Raw genomic sequence first — 18,614 nt, 5'->3', positions numbered from 1 at the left:
TGCAATCCGGCAACATTTGTTGCCGCTTTTTGTTTACATTTCCTGCCGTCTATCACGTAAACTTTCCAGCCCACTATCTGGCCTTCTTTTTCTGTTGTGGTAGATTCCACGCGCATTTACGGGAAAGTGCAGCACCTTATTCTTCTTTTTTCTCTTTTTTAAAAGTAATCAGCGAAATGAAAAGGCATAGAAGCGTCAATTTGTTGTTGATGTTGGTATTACTGGTGGCGGTAGGTCAGATGGCGCAAACCATTTATATCCCCGCGATTGCTGATATGGCGCGTGAACTGAACGTTCGCGAAGGGGCGGTACAAAGCGTGATGGCCGCCTATCTGCTGACCTACGGCGTGTCGCAACTGGTTTACGGTCCCCTTTCTGACCGCGTAGGGCGCCGCCCGGTGATCCTCGCCGGAATGTCTATTTTTATGCTGGCCACGCTTGTCGCGATTACCACCCATAGCCTGACGGTACTGATTATCGCCAGCGCCATCCAGGGGATGGGAACGGGCGTCGGCGGTGTGATGGCGCGAACGTTACCGCGCGATCTGTACGAAGGCACGCAACTGCGCCACGCCAATAGTCTGTTAAACATGGGGATCCTGGTCAGTCCGCTGTTAGCTCCGCTGATTGGTGGTGTGCTGGACACAGTGTGGAACTGGCGCGCCTGCTATATTTTCCTGTTGATTCTGTGTGCGGGCGTGACGTTTAGCATGGCACGCTGGATGCCGGAAACGCGCCCTGCGGATGCGCCGCGTCCACGACTGATCGCCAGCTACAAAACCTTGTTTGGTAATAGCGCTTTCACCTGTTACGTGCTGATGTTGATCGGTGGTCTGGCGGGTGTTGCGGTCTTTGAGGCCTGCTCCGGGGTGTTGTTGGGCGCACGACTCGGTCTGAGCAGCATGGTGGTCAGTATCCTGTTTATTCTGCCCATCCCGGCGGCATTTTTCGGTGCATGGTTTGCCGGTCGTCAGAATAAGCGTTTCTCGACGCTAATGTGGCAGTCGGTGACCTGCTGTCTGGTAGCGGGTTTAATGATGTGGATCCCAGGGCTGTTTGACGTGATGAACGTCTGGACGCTGCTGGTTCCTGCCGCACTGTTTTTCTTCGGTGCCGGAATGTTGTTTCCTCTGGCAACCAGCGGCGCAATGGAGCCTTTCCCGTTCCTGGCAGGCACGGCTGGCGCGCTGGTTGGAGGATTACAGAACATTGGTTCCGGCGTGCTGGCATGGTTCTCTGCCATGCTGCCGCAAACCGGGCAAGCCAGTCTGGGTCTGCTGATGACCCTTATGGGGCTGTTGATTTTTGTTTGCTGGCTTCCGCTGGCGTCACGCGTATCGCATCAGGGACAGGCGGTTTAAGCGTATGATGGCCCGGCATATCGCCGGGCTTTTCGCATTCTGGCGCGATCATCGTCGTCAGCAACGGCTCCAGCGCCGGACGCCAGGCCCCCTCCTCACCATCATAGAACTGCGTATCCGCATTGATAGCATAGGGAATTTTCGCTTTTTTCAGCTCGCACGCCATAAAGCGTGCAAACGCCATTTGCGAAGCAGAAGGCGGGTTTCTGATGGTCTCTCCTGGCGACCAGCCTCCAACCCAACTGAGATGACCTGTTTTCTGCTGCCAATGAATGGCGGTATTGATACGCGCGCGAATGGCGGCCTTTTCTGCCGCAGTCCCTGATGTCCACGGATATTTGCCGTTATTTTTCATCGGTCCCCACGGAAAAATATGCCATTGGGCCAGCACGGTATTCTGACTTTGCGGCGGCAGCTTTAGATTGGCCAAATCTTCCGGAGCGGCATGCAGTTTCGGCGCGATAAAAATCATTCGCTGTGGATCGATGGCATGGATGGTTCGAATGGTTTTGTCATACACGCGATTGAGCGATGCCTGATTATGGTAGAGCTTATCAGAGGGGTCATATATCAGGTCAAAACCCAGCAACGGCGAGCGTTGACCAAAATAATGCGCCACTGCCACCCACCAGTTAACCACCTCTTTTTCGTTACCGGCACTGGGGTCTTTTTTATATTCATCAGCCTGATAGGCAATGATCGGGATCACGCCATACTGCTCGCAGGCTTCTACCAGCTTGCGCAGATGAATCAGCCGCGATTCTGTGGGCTCTCCCGCCACACGAATGCGTACGTGGGCCAACCCTTTCGCCTTGTAGTCCCGCACCACCAGCGGATCAAATTCTCGGATACCCCGATCGGTGCGTGCCCAGTCTACGTCCATCCCAACGCCAAGCTGCTGCGCATATTGCGCCGCCGTCAGCGCAGGTTGCGCGGCACACACGGTGGCGCTGGCTAACAGTAAAAGGGAAACTATCGGCTTTAACACAGTCGTCCTTACGCAAATCATCAGGAGTGATATCACGTATTTAGCATGCTTTTTGACTTTCCGTGTAGTGAGAACGCGTAAAAATATTCGCAGTCCGCTTATTTAACCTGCTCCTGAAGCCAGCTGATAAATGCCTCAATTTTCGGCCATTGCCTGCCTGGCAATGTGGTGATGTAGTAATGCTGATGGCATTTCAGCGCCATATCGCCAAAAGGCGCGACCAGTTCTCCGCTGTCGAGACGTTTTTGAACCAACCGCTTTCGGCCCATCGCCACGCCGATATGGTTCATGGCGGCAATTACCGCTAAATCAGAGCGATCGAAACCAATCCCCGACGATGTCGGCAGATTCGCCGCAAAATGTTGTGCCCAACTGTGCCACTCATCGGTTCCTGAGTCGTTACTCCATGCCTGTCTGTCGTGCAGCAAGGTGCAGTGCGGCAAATTCACCAGCGAACCCGTAAGGTCATGGCGGCGAGCGTAGTCCGGGCTGCATACTGGCAGGATCTCTTCATCCATCAGGAAGTGGTGTGTAAGCTGCGCAGAGGGTGCATCGTCAAAATAGATAGCCAGATCGACACCGGCGCGCTGCAGATTGACGTTGTCGTTTCCGGTTAGCACGGTCAGCGAAATCGACGGATAGCGACGCGTAAAGTCGCCGAGTGCCGGAACCAGCCAGCACTGAGCGATAGAGGGCCGTGAGTAGACAGTGAGCGTCCCGGACAGCTCCTGATTTTTAATATCAAGAATCTCTTGGTTGAGCGTATCCAGCGACGATTTCAGCGCCCAGAACACCCGCTTACCCTCGTGGGTGAGTTCCACTTTACGGTGCGAACGGACAAACAACTGAATGCCCAGTTCCTCTTCCAGCTGATTAATGCGATGGCTAACGGCGCTGGGGCTTAACGATAACTCATCTGCCGCCAACGCAAACGATTGATGCCGGGCCGCCACTTCAAAGGTATACAGTTTTGACAGCTGCCAACCGTTGAGCAGCCGGTTTCTGACCTCGCGTAGGGGATCCAAACTCACCTCCTGTCCTCCTGATTCATTCGCCGGAGTGTAAAAAAGTTCGCTGTAAAAATCAGCATAAAGATGAATCAAGGTGAACCATATCGCATAAATGCAGCGTAATTAGACGCAAATCACTCATTTGATGCAACCTGGCTCATGTGAAAGGAGATTTATATCGTTTGTCAGACCGTGCCTTATTTTTGTCCAATAACCCTATATTAATCACAGGGCAAGGTGAGCTATGCACTCTCAAATCTGGGTTGTGAGCACGCTGCTAATAAGCATCGTGTTAATCGTTTTGACCATCGTGAAGTTCAAATTCCACCCGTTTCTGGCGCTGCTGTTAGCCAGTTTCTTCGTGGGTACGATGATGGGGATGGGGCCGCTGGATATGGTCAATGCCATTGAGAGTGGTATTGGCGGTACGCTGGGCTTCCTCGCGGCGGTTATTGGTCTAGGGACCATTTTGGGCAAAATGATGGAAGTGTCCGGCGCGGCCGAACGCATCGGCCTCACGCTGCAGCGCTGCCGTTGGCTTTCCGCGGACGTCATTATGGTGCTGGTCGGGCTGATTTGCGGTATCACGCTGTTCGTTGAAGTCGGCGTGGTGCTGTTGATTCCACTGGCCTTTTCGATTGCTAAAAAAACCAATACCTCATTACTGAAGCTGGCGATTCCGCTGTGTACGGCGCTGATGGCGGTACACTGCGTCGTACCTCCGCATCCGGCCGCCCTGTTCGTGGCGAATAAGTTGGGCGCGGATATTGGCACCGTAATTGTCTACGGCTTACTGGTGGGTTTAATGGCTTCGCTTGTCGGTGGGCCGCTGTACCTGAAATTCCTCGGTAACCGTCTGCCGTTTAAACCGGTACCGGCTGAGTTTTCCGACCTGAAAGTGCGCGACGAAAGTACGCTGCCGTCGCTGGGCGCTACGCTGTTTACCGTACTCCTGCCGATTGGCCTGATGCTGGTCAAAACCGTCGCTGAGCTGAACATGGCGAAAGGCAGTACGTTGTATACGCTGCTGGAGTTTATCGGTAACCCGATCACCGCGATGTTTATTGCCGTTTTCGTGGCCTATTACATTCTCGGTCTGCGTCAGCACATTGGCATGGGGACGCTGCTGACCCACACCGAAAACGGTTTTGGCTCGATTGCTAACATTCTGCTGATTATCGGTGCAGGCGGCGCATTCAACGCTATCCTCAAGAGCAGCGGGCTGGCGGATACTCTGGCTCTGATCCTCTCAAACATGCATATGCACCCGATTCTGCTGGCGTGGCTGGTCGCACTGATTCTGCATGCGGCGGTAGGCTCTGCCACCGTTGCGATGATGGGCGCGACGGCAATCGTGGCACCGATGCTGCCACTCTACCCTAACGTGAGCCCAGAGATCATCGCTATTGCCATCGGTTCCGGCGCTATTGGCTGCACGATCGTCACCGATTCCCTGTTCTGGCTGGTGAAGCAGTACTGCGGCGCCACCCTCAATGAAACGTTCAAATACTATACGACCGCGACATTTATCGCGTCCGTTATTGCACTGGCTTGCACATTCCTGCTTTCCTTTATTATCTAAGCGCGAAGAGACTGACTATGGAAAACATTCAAACACTTATCGCCCAGCATCCTTTAGTGGAAGATCTGGTGGCTCTGAAAGAGACAACCTGGTTTAACCCTGGCACCACCTCTCTTGCGGAAGGTTTACCCTATGTTGGCCTGACAGCACACGACGTTGAGGATGCCCACGCGCGTCTGACGCGCTTCGCACCGTATCTGGCGCAGGCCTTCCCGGAAACTGCCGCTACCGGAGGCATTATCGAATCTGAGCTGGCCGCAATCCCGGCCATGCAAAAACGGCTGGAAAAAGAGTTCGGGCAGCACATTAACGGCGAACTCCTGCTGAAAAAAGACAGCCATCTGCCGATTTCCGGTTCAATCAAAGCGCGCGGCGGCATTTATGAAGTACTGACCCATGCGGAAAAACTGGCGCTGGAAGCCGGTCTGCTGACCACCAAAGACGATTACCGCATTCTGCTTTCGCCGGAGTTTAAACAGTTCTTCAGCCAGTACAGCATCGCAGTCGGTTCCACCGGCAACCTCGGGATGTCGATTGGCATCATGAGCGCCCGGATCGGCTTTAACGTTACGGTTCATATGTCTGCCGATGCCCGCGCGTGGAAAAAAGCCAAGCTGCGCAGCCACGGCGTGACGGTAGTGGAGTACGAAGAAGATTACGGAGTGGCGGTTGAACAAGGTCGTAAGGCGGCACAGTCCGATCCAAACTGCTTCTTTATCGATGATGAAAATTCCCGCACGCTGTTCTTAGGCTACGCGGTCGCCGGTCAGCGTCTGAAAGCGCAGTTTGCCCAGCAGGGGCGCGTAGTGGATGCCGAGCATCCGTTATTTGTCTATCTGCCGTGCGGCGTCGGCGGCGGCCCTGGCGGCGTGGCGTTTGGCCTCAAGCTGGCGTTTGGCGATAACGTGCACTGTTTCTTCGCGGAACCAACCCACTCCCCGTGCATGCTGCTGGGGATTTATACCGGGCTACACGATACCATCTCCGTACAGGACATCGGTATCGACAACCTGACGGCAGCGGACGGGCTGGCGGTCGGTCGCGCCTCGGGCTTTGTTGGCCGGGCGATGGAACGTCTGCTCGACGGTCTGTATACCCTGGACGATCAGACCCTGTACGACATGCTGGGCTGGTTGGCGCAGGAAGAAGGCATTCGCCTTGAGCCGTCGGCGCTGGCGGGGATGACCGGTCCGCAGCACGTTTGCGCCTCCACTGACTATCAGCACATGCACGGATTTAGCGCAGCGCAGCTCAATAACGCCACACACCTCGTGTGGGCGACCGGCGGCGGTATGGTGCCGGAAGCCGAAATGGCGCAGTACCTGGCGAAAGGGCGCTAATCTCAGCGCAGCATCGCCATCAGCTCCGCGGGTGAACGATGCTGCTTAATGAGATCACGCATTACGCGCATATGCGGCGCGGTATGGTTGAAAAAAGCGCTGTATCCGCCGCAAATCGCACTCTTTCCATTTCTGCCACGGTGCTTAGGGCAGTCGCCGTGGCAAAAACGCAGCAGCGAACACGCCTGACATTCCGCGCTCAGCGTGGTTCTCTTAGCCTGACCAAACTCCGCAGCCCGAGAGCTGGCATTGAGCTCACTCAGCGAGGTGTGATGAATATTACCCAGGCGATAATCAGGGTAGACATAGTGATCGCACTGATACAAATCGCCATTCGCTTCCAGGGCAAAAGCATGCCCGCAGGTGGAGCTTAGCGAACACATCTGCGCCGGATGCCCGCACCATACCCCGAGGGTTGAATCAAATAGCTGGACGAATACGCGACCAATATCTTCTCTGACCCAGATATCAAAGACGGAATTCAGAAAGGTTCCCCACGCCTGCGGCGGGACGGAGTCGGCGGTAAGCTCGCCTTTTTCATCATATTCAACCAACGGAATAAACTGCAGAAAGGGCGTGCCGCGCTGGCGAAGATAACGATACATTTGTTCGGGCTGCTGGCTGTTCAGGCGGTTAATCACCACCAACAGATTGAACTCCACCTGATACTCACGAAGTTTAGCAATAGCCTCTATCACCTTATGATGCGTCGGTTTTCCGCTGCGGTTAACGCGATAAGCATCGTGCAACTCGGCCGGGCCATCCAGAGAGATCCCAACCAGCCAGCCGTTATCGCGTAAAAACTGACACCATTCGTCATTGAGCAAAATTCCGTTGGTCTGGAAAGCGTTATGGATTTGCTTCCCTTCTCCGTACTGTTTTTGCAACGTCACAACGCGGCGAAAAAAGTCTACGCCACAAAGAGTTGGCTCGCCCCCCTGCCAGGCGAACATCACTTCGGGCCCCGGCTGCGCAGCGATATGTTGGCGAATAAACGTCTCTAAGGTAGCGTCATCCATTGCGGGTTGAGTGGGTTTCTCAATGTAAAAACAGTAGCGACAATCGAGATTACAACGAGAGCTGGCCGGCTTGGCCATGACCTGACATCCTGTCATGCTAAATTCCCGATAAATGCCATAAGTTGGCGGACATGCGTTACAGCAAACAGTATTGCGAGGGATAACACCGCGAGGGAGATCATAAATTTGTCACGCACCGCGCGAGATTCAGAAAAATCGCTATGACTGACATCCATCAGGTTGCGACTGCGGGTATAGCGCCAAAGAACAATCGCCACCAGCGTCAGCACTACAATTGAAACCCAAAACAGGAAACCCGCCTGATGCCAGTTGTGCTTCAGCGCCAGCGCCATTAACGCGCCATAGCCCAACAACGTGCGAAACCAGGCCAGCGAGGTACGTTCCGGTTGTAAACCAGGATCGGCGATCCGTCGCGATTTACGGCTATCCGGCATACAGCACCAGCGCCATCACAATCACCGCAACTACCGTTAAAATCAGGCTGATGATTAACAGGCTATGAGTGTACGGCAAGTCCTCTTTCAGGCGCATTGCCTTTTCATTGCGCAACCAGCGCAGGTAGCCATAAATCGCCAGACCGCCGGCAAACAGACACAACAACAGTGCCAGCAGTTCACGAATCACCGGCGTGGCAAAATCCGGAGCCAATTGGTCAAGACCCACACCCGCCGCCAGAAACCCCAGCGAGGTGCGGATCCACGCCAGAAAAGTGCGTTCATTTGCCAACGAGAAGCGGTAATCCGGCGCTTCACCCAGGCGGGAAATCTTCATCCAAACTCCTCTGGTTGTCATTGCCGGATGGTGGCTAGCGCCTTATCCGGCCTACAAGTAAGTTGCAAATAAGGATATTTGCGCCAACTGGCATTGTAGTCAGAACTTCTGCTTTTTCTCTTCCACTTTTACGCCCTGGGTCGGTAAACCGGTGTCGTAATCACGTACCACCGGAGAATAGCCGTCTTCAGGGCGCGGGCGGAAAGCCCCCATCCAGCGCGGTATGGCATCAGCACGCCACGGACGCAAACTCCACTGATAGGTGCGAAACGGATCGCGGATTTTATCCATGTAGTCCAGCAGCGCGTCGTGCATCTGGCAGCGAACATCGGCCAATTGCGGCGAATCTATCAGGTTGTGTAGTTCATCTGGATCGTTACGCCTGTCGTAAAGCTCATCGCTGGTAAACAGATTTAATACCAGTTTCCAGTCGTCCGTCACCCAGCAGCGTACCGGGATAAATCCGCCAAAACTGTCATGTTCAATTTCATAACGGTTGAACTCCACCATCACACCGCGCGGCTTTTCAACGGCAAGAATGTTTTCACCTGGCAGGATTTGCGGCTTCTCAATACCCGCCAGCACCATCATCGTCGGCAGCAGATCAATATGGCTGACCGGTGTGTCTACCTGTATAGGCTCCCCTTGCGGCGGGCGCATAATCAGCGGAATTCGTGTGATGTCGTCATACATCGCGGCCCCTTTACTGATGAGTTTATGCGCGCCCATCATCTCACCGTGGTCGGAGGTATAAATGACCCAGGTATTCTCTCGCTGCTGCGGCGTCAAGGCATTGATCACCCGACCTATCTGATCATCAACAAAGTCGTTGCAGGCAAAATAGAGCGGATGGTGGTAGCGCCCGTCATCGCTAACCGGGGATGGCATGGCTTGCGACCACAGACGATGGTGCTCGGGCTTATCGAGTAAAGAGTCATGCGCTTTCGCACCGAGATCGTAATAAAAGTCCTGATATTTCTGCAGATACTCGACCGGACAGGTAAACGGATGGTGCGGCTCGTCATAGGAAACCACCATCAGAAACGGTTCCTCGGCACGCGCAGGCTGATGGAGAAAATCGACCGCCCGGTTACTGATACGATGCGCCCAGGTGAACGTCTCATCAATGTTATTGGCCTGCAAATCTTCCACGCTATTGAGTCCATTACGCCACAAACCGATCTCTTTATCCGTCAGTTCTGCGAGATAATTTGCCCCGTCATACCAGTAATCAGCATCCCACTCTGGCGGACATTCGCCGGTCCCAAAGTAGTCATGTCCGTCGAGATGCCACTTGCCGATATAACAGGTGTGGTAGCCCGCATCTTTAAAGTAGCGCCCCATAGTGGAAATGTTTTTCCCCGGCGCGACGTTATTGGTCCACGGCCCGGACTGGTTGGCATAAATCCCGGTAAACAGCCCTGCGCGGGCCGGCGTACACACTGGTGAACAGGTATAGGCCGAGTTAAAGCGAATACCTTCCGCTGCCAGACTATCAATATTATTGGTGTTCAGCGGCTTACCGCTGTAGCAGCCGACCATATTGGTCGCCTGGGTATCGGTCATAATGAACAGAAAATTGGGCCGGGTCATGCTTCATCCTTAGCGTCAGGGACACATTGTGCAGTCGCGTTACGCCGCGTCTGCCAACTGCTGTACATCAAATACATCATCACTGCCGCCGTAGTTGAGTAGCAGAGAATGGTCAGCCATTGCGTGTTGTACCCGCCGAACTGTGCGAGCCCGGCATAGACGCCGATCATCGCAGTCAGGATACCGACAGAGGCAAGTTTGGCGTTTTTCCACGGTTTCATATCTACCGCGAAAGCATCATGGAATTTAAACGGCATGGCACGCGGCTTGATAACACCGATGACCAGCATGACCACCACGTTGATGCAGAAGGTACAGGCCAGTACGTAAAGGAAGTGAAAGTCGAATTTCACCAGATAGTTGATGGTGATGTAGCTGACAATACCGAGTCCCATGGCGACTTTTGCTGCCAGCGCGGGAATGCGCGGGAAAAAGAATCCCATAATGATGATGGTCACCAGCGGCACGTTATAAATACCGTTGAGCTGTTTCATCCAGCTGTAGAGCCCTTCTGGCGCATTAGCGATCCAAGGCGCTACCAGCACGGAAATTACCGCGATAAAAAAACCAAATTTACGACCAACGCGAACCAGCTGTTCCGGTTGTGCATGTTGATTAATAATTCGCCGGTATATGCCCATACTAAATAAGGTACTGGCGCTGTTTAAAAATCCATTGAACGTACTGATTACCGCGCCGAATAAAACCGCGCCGAAAAACCCCACTAAAGGAACAGGCAGCACGTTATTCACCAGTGTCGGATAGGCCATATCCGCCTTTGGCAGATCCTGGTACAGATGAAAAGCAATTAAGCCCGGTAATACCAGTACCAGCGGATCGAGCATTTTCAATACCGCTGTGAGCAATGCCCCTTTCTGTCCTTCAGCGAGGCTTTTGGAGGCCAGCGTACGCTGCACGATGCCCTGATTGGTACACCAGTAGAAAGTATTCACCAGAATCAAACCGGTAAAGGCCGCACCAATCGGCAGCGGATCGTTCGCTCCGCCGATTGAGTTTAATTTCTCCGCATGCACGGTGGTCAGTTGCTCGATACCTTGTAAAAAACTGCCTTTGCCCATCGCAATCAAGCCAAACACGGGTACCATCAGTCCGCCAATCACCAGGCCAATACCATTGATGGAGTCAGCCACCGCCATTGCGCGCAAGCCGCCGATCACCGCATAAATAATTCCGGCAATGCCCAGCAAAATAACCAGTAACCAGATTGCGGCACCCTGAGAAATATTGAGTGATTCACCGATGTGAAAAAGACTGTTCAGCGCCAGCGCCCCTGAATAAAGCACAATCGGCAGGAAGCAGACGCCAGTGGCAATAAGAAAGCAAAAGTCGATAATAATCCGTGTTGTTTTATCGTAGCGTTCTTCAAGAAAATCCGGGATCGTAGCGATACCACGTTGCAGATAGCGAGGCAGAAAGATCAGCGCCAGAAAGATAAGCGTCACCGCAGAGGTAACTTCCCAGCCCATGACCGACATTCCGCTTTTGTAAGCCTGACCAGACAGACCAACCAACTGCTCGGTCGAAAGGTTAGTTAACATCAGTGACGCCGCAATCACTGGTGCTTTCAAGGAACGCCCGGCAAGAAAATACCCTTGTTGCGATCCGGTATCCGTCTTGCGTACCTTCCACCAGGTGATTACCGCCACCAGCAGCGTAAAGCCCACAAAGCTTAAAATTTGTAGCGTATTCATCTCATAGCCCTTTTTTTCATTATGTCCCGGTAGCTGTAGGGTGTAACAGGAGGTATTGCGCACCGGGTCAGGCAGTCAGATTTCATAAAATAAAAACGTCATATCCCTGAACGGATTTTTTCTGTTAAGTTCAGGTTGTGGGCATAATTCTCCGGCGGGAAATTAAAATGAATGGAAAGATGCAAAGTTCGCATGTAAAAAACGAAACTACATACAATATTCCCCTGTTGATTAACGAAAATGTGATCTCAAGCGGAATTTCATTGATCTCGCTGTGGCACACCTATGCCGATGAACATTACCGGGTTATTTGGCCGCGCGATAAGAAAAAGCCACTGATAGCTAATTCTTGGGTTGCCGTCTATACCGTCCAGGGCTGTGGAAAAATCCTGCTAAAAGGCGGCGAACAGATTACTCTCAACGGGAACTGTATAATCTTTTTAAAACCGACCGATATACAGTCTTATCATTGCGAAGGGTTAGTATGGGAACAATACTGGATGGAGTTCACACCAACCAGCGTAATGGATATTCCGCTAGGCCAACAAAATATTATTTATAATGGTGACATTTATAATCAGGAGCTGGCTGAAGTTTCACGATTAATTACTTCTTCAGACTCAATGAAAAATAATCTGGCCGTCGCTTTTCTTACAAAAATGATTTATCAATGGATTTGTCTTATTTACGCTGAAGGTAAAAAAGACCCGCAGCGGATGCAAATTGAAAAACTGATTGCCACTCTACATGCCAGCCTACAAAAACGATGGAACGTAGCGGAGATGGCAGCAACTATTCCCTGTAGCGAAGCCTGGCTACGTCGTCTTTTTTTACGTTATACCGGCAAAACGCCGAAGGAATATTATCTGGATGCCCGGCTGGAACTGGCGCTGTCACTGCTAAAACAGGAGGGAAATACGGTCGGACAGGTGGCGGATATGCTTAACTTCTTTGACTCGTTTCATTTCAGCAAAGCGTTTAAACACAAGTTTGGCTATGCACCGTCGGCGGTATTGAAACATGCGGACCGGCACCCAAAGGATGCCGGTCAACAGGATTAGTGCAATTCCGGCCAGTACGCTTTGTTGGCCTCGATCAGATCATCAAGAATCGCTTTTGCCACAGATGCGCTCGGTACGGTTTTCGACAAGGTGATAGCCTGCCACAAACGCTGATAAGAACGGTGCTCCCAGGCATCAACCACCAACTTCTCAACCGCTACCTGCTGGCTCATCAGCCCTTTCTGGAACTGAGGTATATCACCCACCGTCAACGGTTCCGGGCCGTTATGCCCTACCAGGCATGGGATCTCGACCATCGCTTCATCGTCAAAGTTATGAATGGCCCCGTTGTTCGGCACAATCAGCAACATTCTTTCCTGAGTATTAAAGGCAATAGCCGCCGCCAGATCGACAATGTAAGAAGCATGTTCGTCAATCTCCAGCTCACCAGCGGCAGAATTGCCCGCCTCAATGATTGCGCGGCAGGAACCGAACACCTGTTTTTCACGGTGGTCCATCACCTCATTGGCGCGCGTGCGCTGCGGATCAGAGTGCTGCACCACGTAATCCGGGAATAGATAGTATTTCAGATATGTATTCGGCATGGTATCTGGATCCAGCGCCTGTACATCTTTTGCCTTCGCAAAGGTATCGTTCCAGCTTGCTTCTGTGTGCGGGTCGTTTGACGGAGGAACATAACCATACTGCGCCACATATTCGCGCAGCTTCGGCATCAGATCGTTCCCCTGCAGATCTTCAATCGATGTCCACCAGCCGAAGTGGTTCAGTCCATAGTAACGCACACGCATCTGTTTGCGGTCTTTAAGGCCAACGATCTGCGCCATCCGCCCTTCAATACCGATAGGCATATCGCAAATATTGAGGATTTTCGCATTTGGACGCAGCCGACGCGTGGCTTCAGCAACAATTGCCGCCGGATTGGAATAGTTAAGCATCCAGGCATTTGGTGAATATTTTTCCATATAATCCACCAGTTCCAGCACGCCGCCAATAGAACGCATTCCGTAGGCAATCCCACCCGGCCCGCAAGTTTCCTGACCTAACACCCCGTGACGTAATGGGATTTTTTCATCTTGTTCGCGCATTGGGTATTTACCCACTCGGATATGCGCCATCACGAAATCGACATCGGTAAATGCTGCTTTAGGATCGGTGGTGTAACTAAACTCAATTTCCGGTGCCTTTTCTTTGAGGATGATTTTACACGCCTCAGCAATCACTTCCTGGCGCGCGCCATCGTTGTCATAAAATTTCAGCGCACGAAGCGGGAAACGGTCCTGATTTGCCAGCAACATCAGCACGATGCCCGGCGTAAAGGTACTACCGCCACCTGCGATAACCACTGAGAATTTTTTCATGATACTGCCTCCGTCATGGGGATCTGTTCGTTTGATAAAGAAGATTTCATTAGCGTTTCGAGCTGCTCGCGTACCTGAGGAACGTGCAAACCAACAATGACCTGAATACCGTTGCCGCGGCGCACAACACCGTGCGCGCCCAACGCTTTGAAAACGTCATCGCTTTGCGTTTGCGCCATGTCGTGAAGCGCAATACGCAGGCGAGTAGCGCAGTTATTAATACTCTCGATATTGCCTGCGCCGCCTAACGCCTGTAGAAAACCCGCAGCCTGACCCAGTTTGGTCTCCGGCGATGCGGCGGTGGTTTGCCCACGAGCAGCTTTGTAATCAGCTTTGGTATAGAGTTTGATTTCGCTGTCTTCTCGCCCTGGCGTTTTCAGGTTGAAGCGCAGGATCAGGGTGCGGAAGATGGCGAAATAGAGCACGGTAAAGGCCAGACCAATCGCTATCTGGGTGAACATCATTCCGGCATGGTTGTGGAACATTGGGATCCAGTTTTGCGGTAAGAACTGATCAAGCAGACCGCCGCCCATGTTGCCTACCACGCCGCAGAGATACATTACCGTCGCCATGGAAGCCGCCAGCACGGCATGTACAGCAAACAATAAGGGAGAGATAAACAGGAAGGTAAACTCCAGCGGTTCGGTAATCCCAACCAGCACAGCCGTTAGCGTAGCGGGGATCAATAGTCCGGCCACCTTCACCCGGTTTTCCGGGGAGGCGGTGAAGTAGAGCGCCAGAGCAATGCCTAATGAACCAAAGATTTTCGAGTTGCCGTGCAGGGCAAACCCACCTTCAGGGAACAGCGTTTTCAACGACTCAGTACTTTGGCTGAATTCCTGCAAATGTTGCGCCCAATAGACCTGGATGCCGCCTTCCACCGCGGCAGGGCCGAAAATAAATGGCCCATAGACGAAATGATGCAGCCCGGTCGGAATTAAAATACGCTCCAGGAAGGTATACACCCATACCCCCAGCGCACCTGCAGAACGCAGAAAAGCTTGCAGAGATTCAATCCCCATTTGCACCTTTGGCCAACCCAGCAGCGTCAGCCAGGCGCAGGGTATCATCACCAGGAAGGCAATGATCACCACAAACGATGTCCCCTGAAAAATACCGAGAAATACTGGCAAGGGTTTATCGAAATAACGGTTATGTAGAGCAGTAACAATACCGGGAATGACAATTGCACCGATGATGCTGGTATCAAGCGTTTTAATTCCAGCCATCATCGTTAAACCACTGCCAGCAGTCGGGTCTGCGCTAAAATCCACGCCGAAGAAATGTCCCCATGTCATACCCATGGCATTGATGAAGTAATTCCACGTCAGAAAACTGACCAATACCGCCAGACAAGCGCGGCCCTGAGCCTGTTTTGCCAGACCAATAGGCAGACCAACGGCGAAAATCAGCGGCATATTACGAAATACCGTCCAGCCACCTTCTTCGATGATATGAACGATTTGGGCGAACAAACTGTTGGGATCGGTAAGCGCTTCGCCCACAAAGAGCGGGTTGCGCAACATGATAGCGATACCCACGACGATACCAGCAAAGGGAAACAGCAGCACCGGGGTGAACATCGCGCCGCCAAAGCGTTGTATTTGACTGAGCATTTTTACATCCTCATAGAACAACCAGTAGGGGGAGAGGCCTTTTTTTTCGTCATTGCTGGCCTGATACGAGAATAGAAAGTTGCGATCCTCCGGACATGGTATGCCGCTACGATTCGTGATCGCTTTCATGGTTTTAATTTCGACAATGAGGTCTACTTTTCACGTAAAAGTTAGACATCAAAAGGTCTATGGTGCGGTGATTAAAAGAAAAAAGAGGTCTGGTAGTGATCTACAAATCAATTGCGGAACGACTACGAATTCGCCTGAATTCTTCTGATTACAACATCGGTAGCCCGCTACCTGGCGAAAAAAAACTTGCCGAAGAGTTTGCGGTGTCACGAATGACGATCCGTAAAGCAATTGATATGTTAATTGGCTGGGGATTGGTCGTACGCCGTCATGGAAGTGGAACTTATGTAGCACGCAAAGATGTCCATCATGAAACCACCAATCTAACCGGACTGGCGGAAGTGCTGAAGAGACAGGGAAAAGAAGTCACCAGTGAGGTACTGGTTTTTGAAGTGATGCCCGCACCACCGGCAATTGCCAGTCAGCTGCGTATCCAGATTAATGAACGTATCCACTTCTCACGCCGTGTTCGCTATGTGGATGGCAAACCGCTGATGCTTGAAGACAGCTACATGCCGGTAAAATTATTCCGTAATCTGTCACTGGCACATCTGGAAGGGTCAAAATTCGATTACATTGAGAAAGAGTGCGGGATAACAATCAGCGGCAACTATGAAAGTCTGACCCCCGTTCTTGCCGATAAGCAGCTCTCCGCACAGATGAACGTACCTGAACAGACGCCGTTATTACGCATTACCTCGTTGTCATACAGTGATAGCGGGGAATTTCTAAATTATTCAGTCATGTTCAGAAACGCCAGCGAATACCAGGTGGACTACCACTTACGGCGCGTCCACCCGGACCCGTCCTGACGCTAACCCATTCCCCAGAAGATCACCGCCAACAGTTGCGGGGTGATAATCCTCAGGAACATGACCAGCGGATAAACGGTGGCGTAGGAGAGCGCTGCCGCCCCGCTGGTGGCATGCAGGTTGTTAGCAAACGCCAGCGCAGGAGGATCGGTCATTGAGCCGGCCAACATGCCACACAGCGTCAGGTAGTTCATTTTGGTGAGAAGGCGCGCCAGCAGGCCAACGGTAATCAGCGGAATCGCGGTGATAAAAATACCGTAACCCACCCAGCTCAGGCCATCGCCTTGCGTCAGGGTATGAACAAAATCACCGCCTGACTTCAGACCAACCACCGCGAGAAACAGCACGATACCCAACTCTCGCAGCGCGAGGTTAGCGCTGGGAGGCATAAACCAGTACAGCTTACCGATGCTGCCAATACGTCCAAGAATCAAAGCCATAATCAGCGGCCCACCGGCCAGCCCCAGCTTTAACGCCACCGGAAAACCCGGAATGAACAGCGGGATTGACCCCAGCAGAACACCCAGTCCGATACCGATAAATACCGGCAGCATCTGCACCTGCTGCAGTTTTTGCTGCGCGTTACCGACAACATTGGCAACAGCATCAATCGACGAAGGCCGCCCTACCAGATTGAGAATGTCCCCGAATTGCAGACTGGCATCGCTGCTGGCTACCAGTTCAACCCCCGCACGGTTCAGGCGGGAGATCACCACGTCGTAACGTTCTTTAAAGTGCAGATCGCGGATACGTTTACCCAGCACTTGTTCGTTGGTGACCACCACGCGCTCAACGCGTAAATCAGTCCCGCGCGTCGACAACGATGTGTCCACCTCCTGACCAATCACCACCTGCGCGTTGTGCAGATCGGCTGGCTGCCCGACCAGGTGCAGCAGGTCCCCCATCTGGATAACCGTTCCCGGCGATGGCACCATCAATGTTTCTTCACGTTTCAGTCGCGAGCAGATGATTTTATCGCTGTTCAGGATCGGAACATCCTGAATGGCCATATTGTTGAGGTTCGGGTTTTCCACGCGGATATTCATCGTCTGAATTAGCGCGTGTCCGTTGGTCAGTGTGGACTCATGCTGCCTGGCTTCAGCATCGACGTTAACGCGAAAAATCATGCGCATCAGCCACATGGTGAGCAAAATACCGCAAATACCAAATGGATAAGCCATGGCATAGCTCATCCCCATTTGGTCTACCACATCGCCAGACGTACCCAAATCGCGCAGAATTTGCTGCCCGGCCCCCAACGCCGGGGTATTGGTGACCGCTCCGGAGAATATACCCAGCACCACGGGAAGAGGAATGGCAAAAAGCTTATGCAGAATAGCGGTGACCAGGCCACCCATGATGACAATCAGCACGGCAAACAGATTCAGCCGCAGGCCCGAAACGCGCAATGACGCAAAAAAGCCCGGTCCGACCTGGATACCGATGGTGTAGACGAACAAGATCAGGCCAAATTCCTGAATAAAATGCAGCATATCGCCGCTAAGGGTCATCCCTGCCTGATCGACAAAATGCCCGACAATAATACCGCCGAACAGTACACCTCCGATGCCAAAACCCACACCACGTATTTTTACGTTGCCGATCCATAATCCGACAACCGCCACTAATGCCAGAACGCTGACCGTCAATGCTATATCACTCATTATCCTGTTCCCTGTGAATAACATCATTAAGTAAATGGATTCTCGCAGAGTACAGTCGCAATGTATGGGTGGTAAAGCACAAAAAAGCCCCGTCATTTCTGGCGGGGCAAAGGCATGGAGCTATTTAACTATTTAATGCGGGACGTTCGCTGATAGCGATACGTTGTGGAGCAATGGCTTCAGGTTCATTACGGGTCAAATCGATATGCAGCAAGCCGTTAGTGAAGCTTGCGCCGGAGACCTCCATATTTTCAGCCAGCGTAAAGCTCAGGCTGAACGGCTGAGTGACCAGCCCCTGGTGCAACCATTTAGTCTCTTTTTCTGGCTGCTGCGGCGTCCCTTTCACGGTCAGACGCGTGCCTTCCAGTTGAATATCCAAATCTTCCTGGCGGAAACCGGCTAACGCAAGCGTAATGCGATAGTGGTTATCATCGCTCTTTTCGATGTTATAAGGAGGAAAGCTCTGGCTTTCACCGGTGTTTTGTAAGGCGTTGGCCAGTTTGTCAAAACCGATCCATTGACGCAGCAGTGGGGATAAATCGTAGTTACGCATAATAATCTCCTTCTAAGAAGCGAGTAGGTACATGTCGGCTCCCTGACGGCAAGCCGATGATTT

General features: G+C 52.4%; 15 protein-coding genes and 1 pseudogene. 5 read left to right on the top strand and 11 right to left on the bottom strand.

Translation table 11 applies throughout. The features are described 5' to 3' along the window. Nucleotides 1–176 precede the first annotated feature (176 nt). A complete protein-coding gene (gene emrD / locus On2M_RS00145; protein ID WP_187253913.1) occupies nt 177–1,361 on the top strand; it encodes a multidrug efflux MFS transporter EmrD in 1,185 nt (394 codons plus the stop codon). On the opposite strand, the gene On2M_RS00140 is transcribed toward emrD, so the two are convergent. Further along, complete coding sequence (locus tag On2M_RS00140; protein WP_151217110.1) at nt 1,288–2,370, bottom strand: cellulase family glycosylhydrolase; 1,083 nt, start codon at nt 2,368–2,370, stop codon at nt 1,288–1,290. The genes emrD and On2M_RS00140 overlap by 74 nt on opposite strands. Before the next feature lie 77 nt (nt 2,371–2,447). Beyond that, nucleotides 2,448–3,374 carry a DNA-binding transcriptional regulator DsdC gene (gene dsdC, locus On2M_RS00135; RefSeq protein WP_151217220.1) on the bottom strand — a complete coding sequence of 309 codons (927 nt, stop codon included), beginning with the start codon at nt 3,372–3,374 and terminating at the stop codon, nt 2,448–2,450. A gap of 229 nt (nt 3,375–3,603) precedes the next feature. Here dsdC and dsdX point away from each other — a divergent pair, with 229 nt between their 5' ends. Both dsdX and dsdA read left to right on the top strand, forming a co-directional pair. After that, a complete protein-coding gene (gene dsdX, locus On2M_RS00130) occupies nt 3,604–4,941 on the top strand; it encodes a D-serine transporter DsdX (RefSeq protein WP_151217111.1) in 1,338 nt (445 codons plus the stop codon). Between the two features lie 17 nt (nt 4,942–4,958). Next, on the top strand, nt 4,959–6,281 hold the full coding sequence (gene dsdA, locus On2M_RS00125; protein ID WP_187253915.1) for a D-serine ammonia-lyase: 1,323 nt from the start codon (nt 4,959–4,961) through the stop codon (nt 6,279–6,281). Between the two features lie 2 nt (nt 6,282–6,283). Here dsdA and On2M_RS00120 read toward each other — a convergent pair whose 3' ends face one another. The 5 genes from On2M_RS00120 to On2M_RS00100 form a co-directional block, all read right to left on the bottom strand. Further along, nucleotides 6,284–7,396: an anaerobic sulfatase maturase gene (locus On2M_RS00120; RefSeq protein WP_187259910.1), complete on the bottom strand. Its 1,113-nt coding sequence runs from the start codon at nt 7,394–7,396 to the stop codon at nt 6,284–6,286. Continuing rightward, nucleotides 7,393–7,755, bottom strand: coding sequence for a DUF202 domain-containing protein (locus On2M_RS00115; protein WP_151217117.1), 363 nt, complete (start codon nt 7,753–7,755; stop codon nt 7,393–7,395). Before On2M_RS00115 ends, On2M_RS00120 begins: the two co-directional genes overlap by 4 nt. Next, nucleotides 7,745–8,092: a YidH family protein gene (locus tag On2M_RS00110; protein ID WP_057101861.1), complete on the bottom strand. Its 348-nt coding sequence runs from the start codon at nt 8,090–8,092 to the stop codon at nt 7,745–7,747. The genes On2M_RS00115 and On2M_RS00110 overlap by 11 nt, the downstream gene beginning before the upstream one ends. A gap of 99 nt (nt 8,093–8,191) precedes the next feature. After that, complete coding sequence (locus On2M_RS00105) at nt 8,192–9,685, bottom strand: sulfatase-like hydrolase/transferase (protein WP_210904068.1); 1,494 nt, start codon at nt 9,683–9,685, stop codon at nt 8,192–8,194. Continuing rightward, nucleotides 9,682–11,397, bottom strand: coding sequence for a solute:sodium symporter family transporter (locus On2M_RS00100; RefSeq protein ID WP_210904066.1), 1,716 nt, complete (start codon nt 11,395–11,397; stop codon nt 9,682–9,684). Before On2M_RS00100 ends, On2M_RS00105 begins: the two co-directional genes overlap by 4 nt. A 167-nt stretch (nt 11,398–11,564) precedes the next feature. Here On2M_RS00100 and On2M_RS00095 point away from each other — a divergent pair, with 167 nt between their 5' ends. Beyond that, on the top strand, nt 11,565–12,458 hold the full coding sequence (locus On2M_RS00095; protein ID WP_187259912.1) for an AraC family transcriptional regulator: 894 nt from the start codon (nt 11,565–11,567) through the stop codon (nt 12,456–12,458). Here the strand turns inward: On2M_RS00095 and On2M_RS00090 are convergent. Beyond that, nucleotides 12,455–13,777, bottom strand: coding sequence for a 6-phospho-alpha-glucosidase (locus On2M_RS00090; RefSeq protein ID WP_151217121.1), 1,323 nt, complete (start codon nt 13,775–13,777; stop codon nt 12,455–12,457). The two genes, On2M_RS00095 and On2M_RS00090, sit on opposite strands and share 4 nt — an antisense overlap. Then, a complete protein-coding gene (locus tag On2M_RS00085) occupies nt 13,774–15,393 on the bottom strand; it encodes an alpha-glucoside-specific PTS transporter subunit IIBC (protein WP_210904065.1) in 1,620 nt (539 codons plus the stop codon). The genes On2M_RS00090 and On2M_RS00085 overlap by 4 nt, the downstream gene beginning before the upstream one ends. A 224-nt stretch (nt 15,394–15,617) precedes the next feature. Between On2M_RS00085 and On2M_RS00080 the strand changes: the two are divergent. Then, nucleotides 15,618–16,331: pseudogene (locus On2M_RS00080) on the top strand (GntR family transcriptional regulator); the annotation flags it as partial. Nucleotides 16,332–16,336: 5 nt separating this feature from the next. Here the strand turns inward: On2M_RS00080 and On2M_RS00075 are convergent. Together On2M_RS00075 and ibpB are read right to left on the bottom strand one after the other, a co-directional pair. After that, nucleotides 16,337–17,998: a putative transporter gene (locus On2M_RS00075; RefSeq protein ID WP_151217125.1), complete on the bottom strand. Its 1,662-nt coding sequence runs from the start codon at nt 17,996–17,998 to the stop codon at nt 16,337–16,339. Nucleotides 17,999–18,122: 124 nt separating this feature from the next. Next, nucleotides 18,123–18,551 carry a small heat shock chaperone IbpB gene (ibpB, locus tag On2M_RS00070; RefSeq protein WP_151217127.1) on the bottom strand — a complete coding sequence of 143 codons (429 nt, stop codon included), beginning with the start codon at nt 18,549–18,551 and terminating at the stop codon, nt 18,123–18,125. Between the last annotated feature and the right edge of the window lie 63 nt (nt 18,552–18,614).

Origin of the sequence: Citrobacter sp. On2M, assembly GCF_018035235.1 — a bacterium.
In the GTDB taxonomy this organism is placed as follows: Bacteria; Pseudomonadota; Gammaproteobacteria; order Enterobacterales; family Enterobacteriaceae; genus Citrobacter; species Citrobacter meridianamericanus.
The sequence above is the reverse complement of the archived record's forward strand: the minus strand, read 5'-3'. Positions and strand labels throughout refer to the sequence as shown.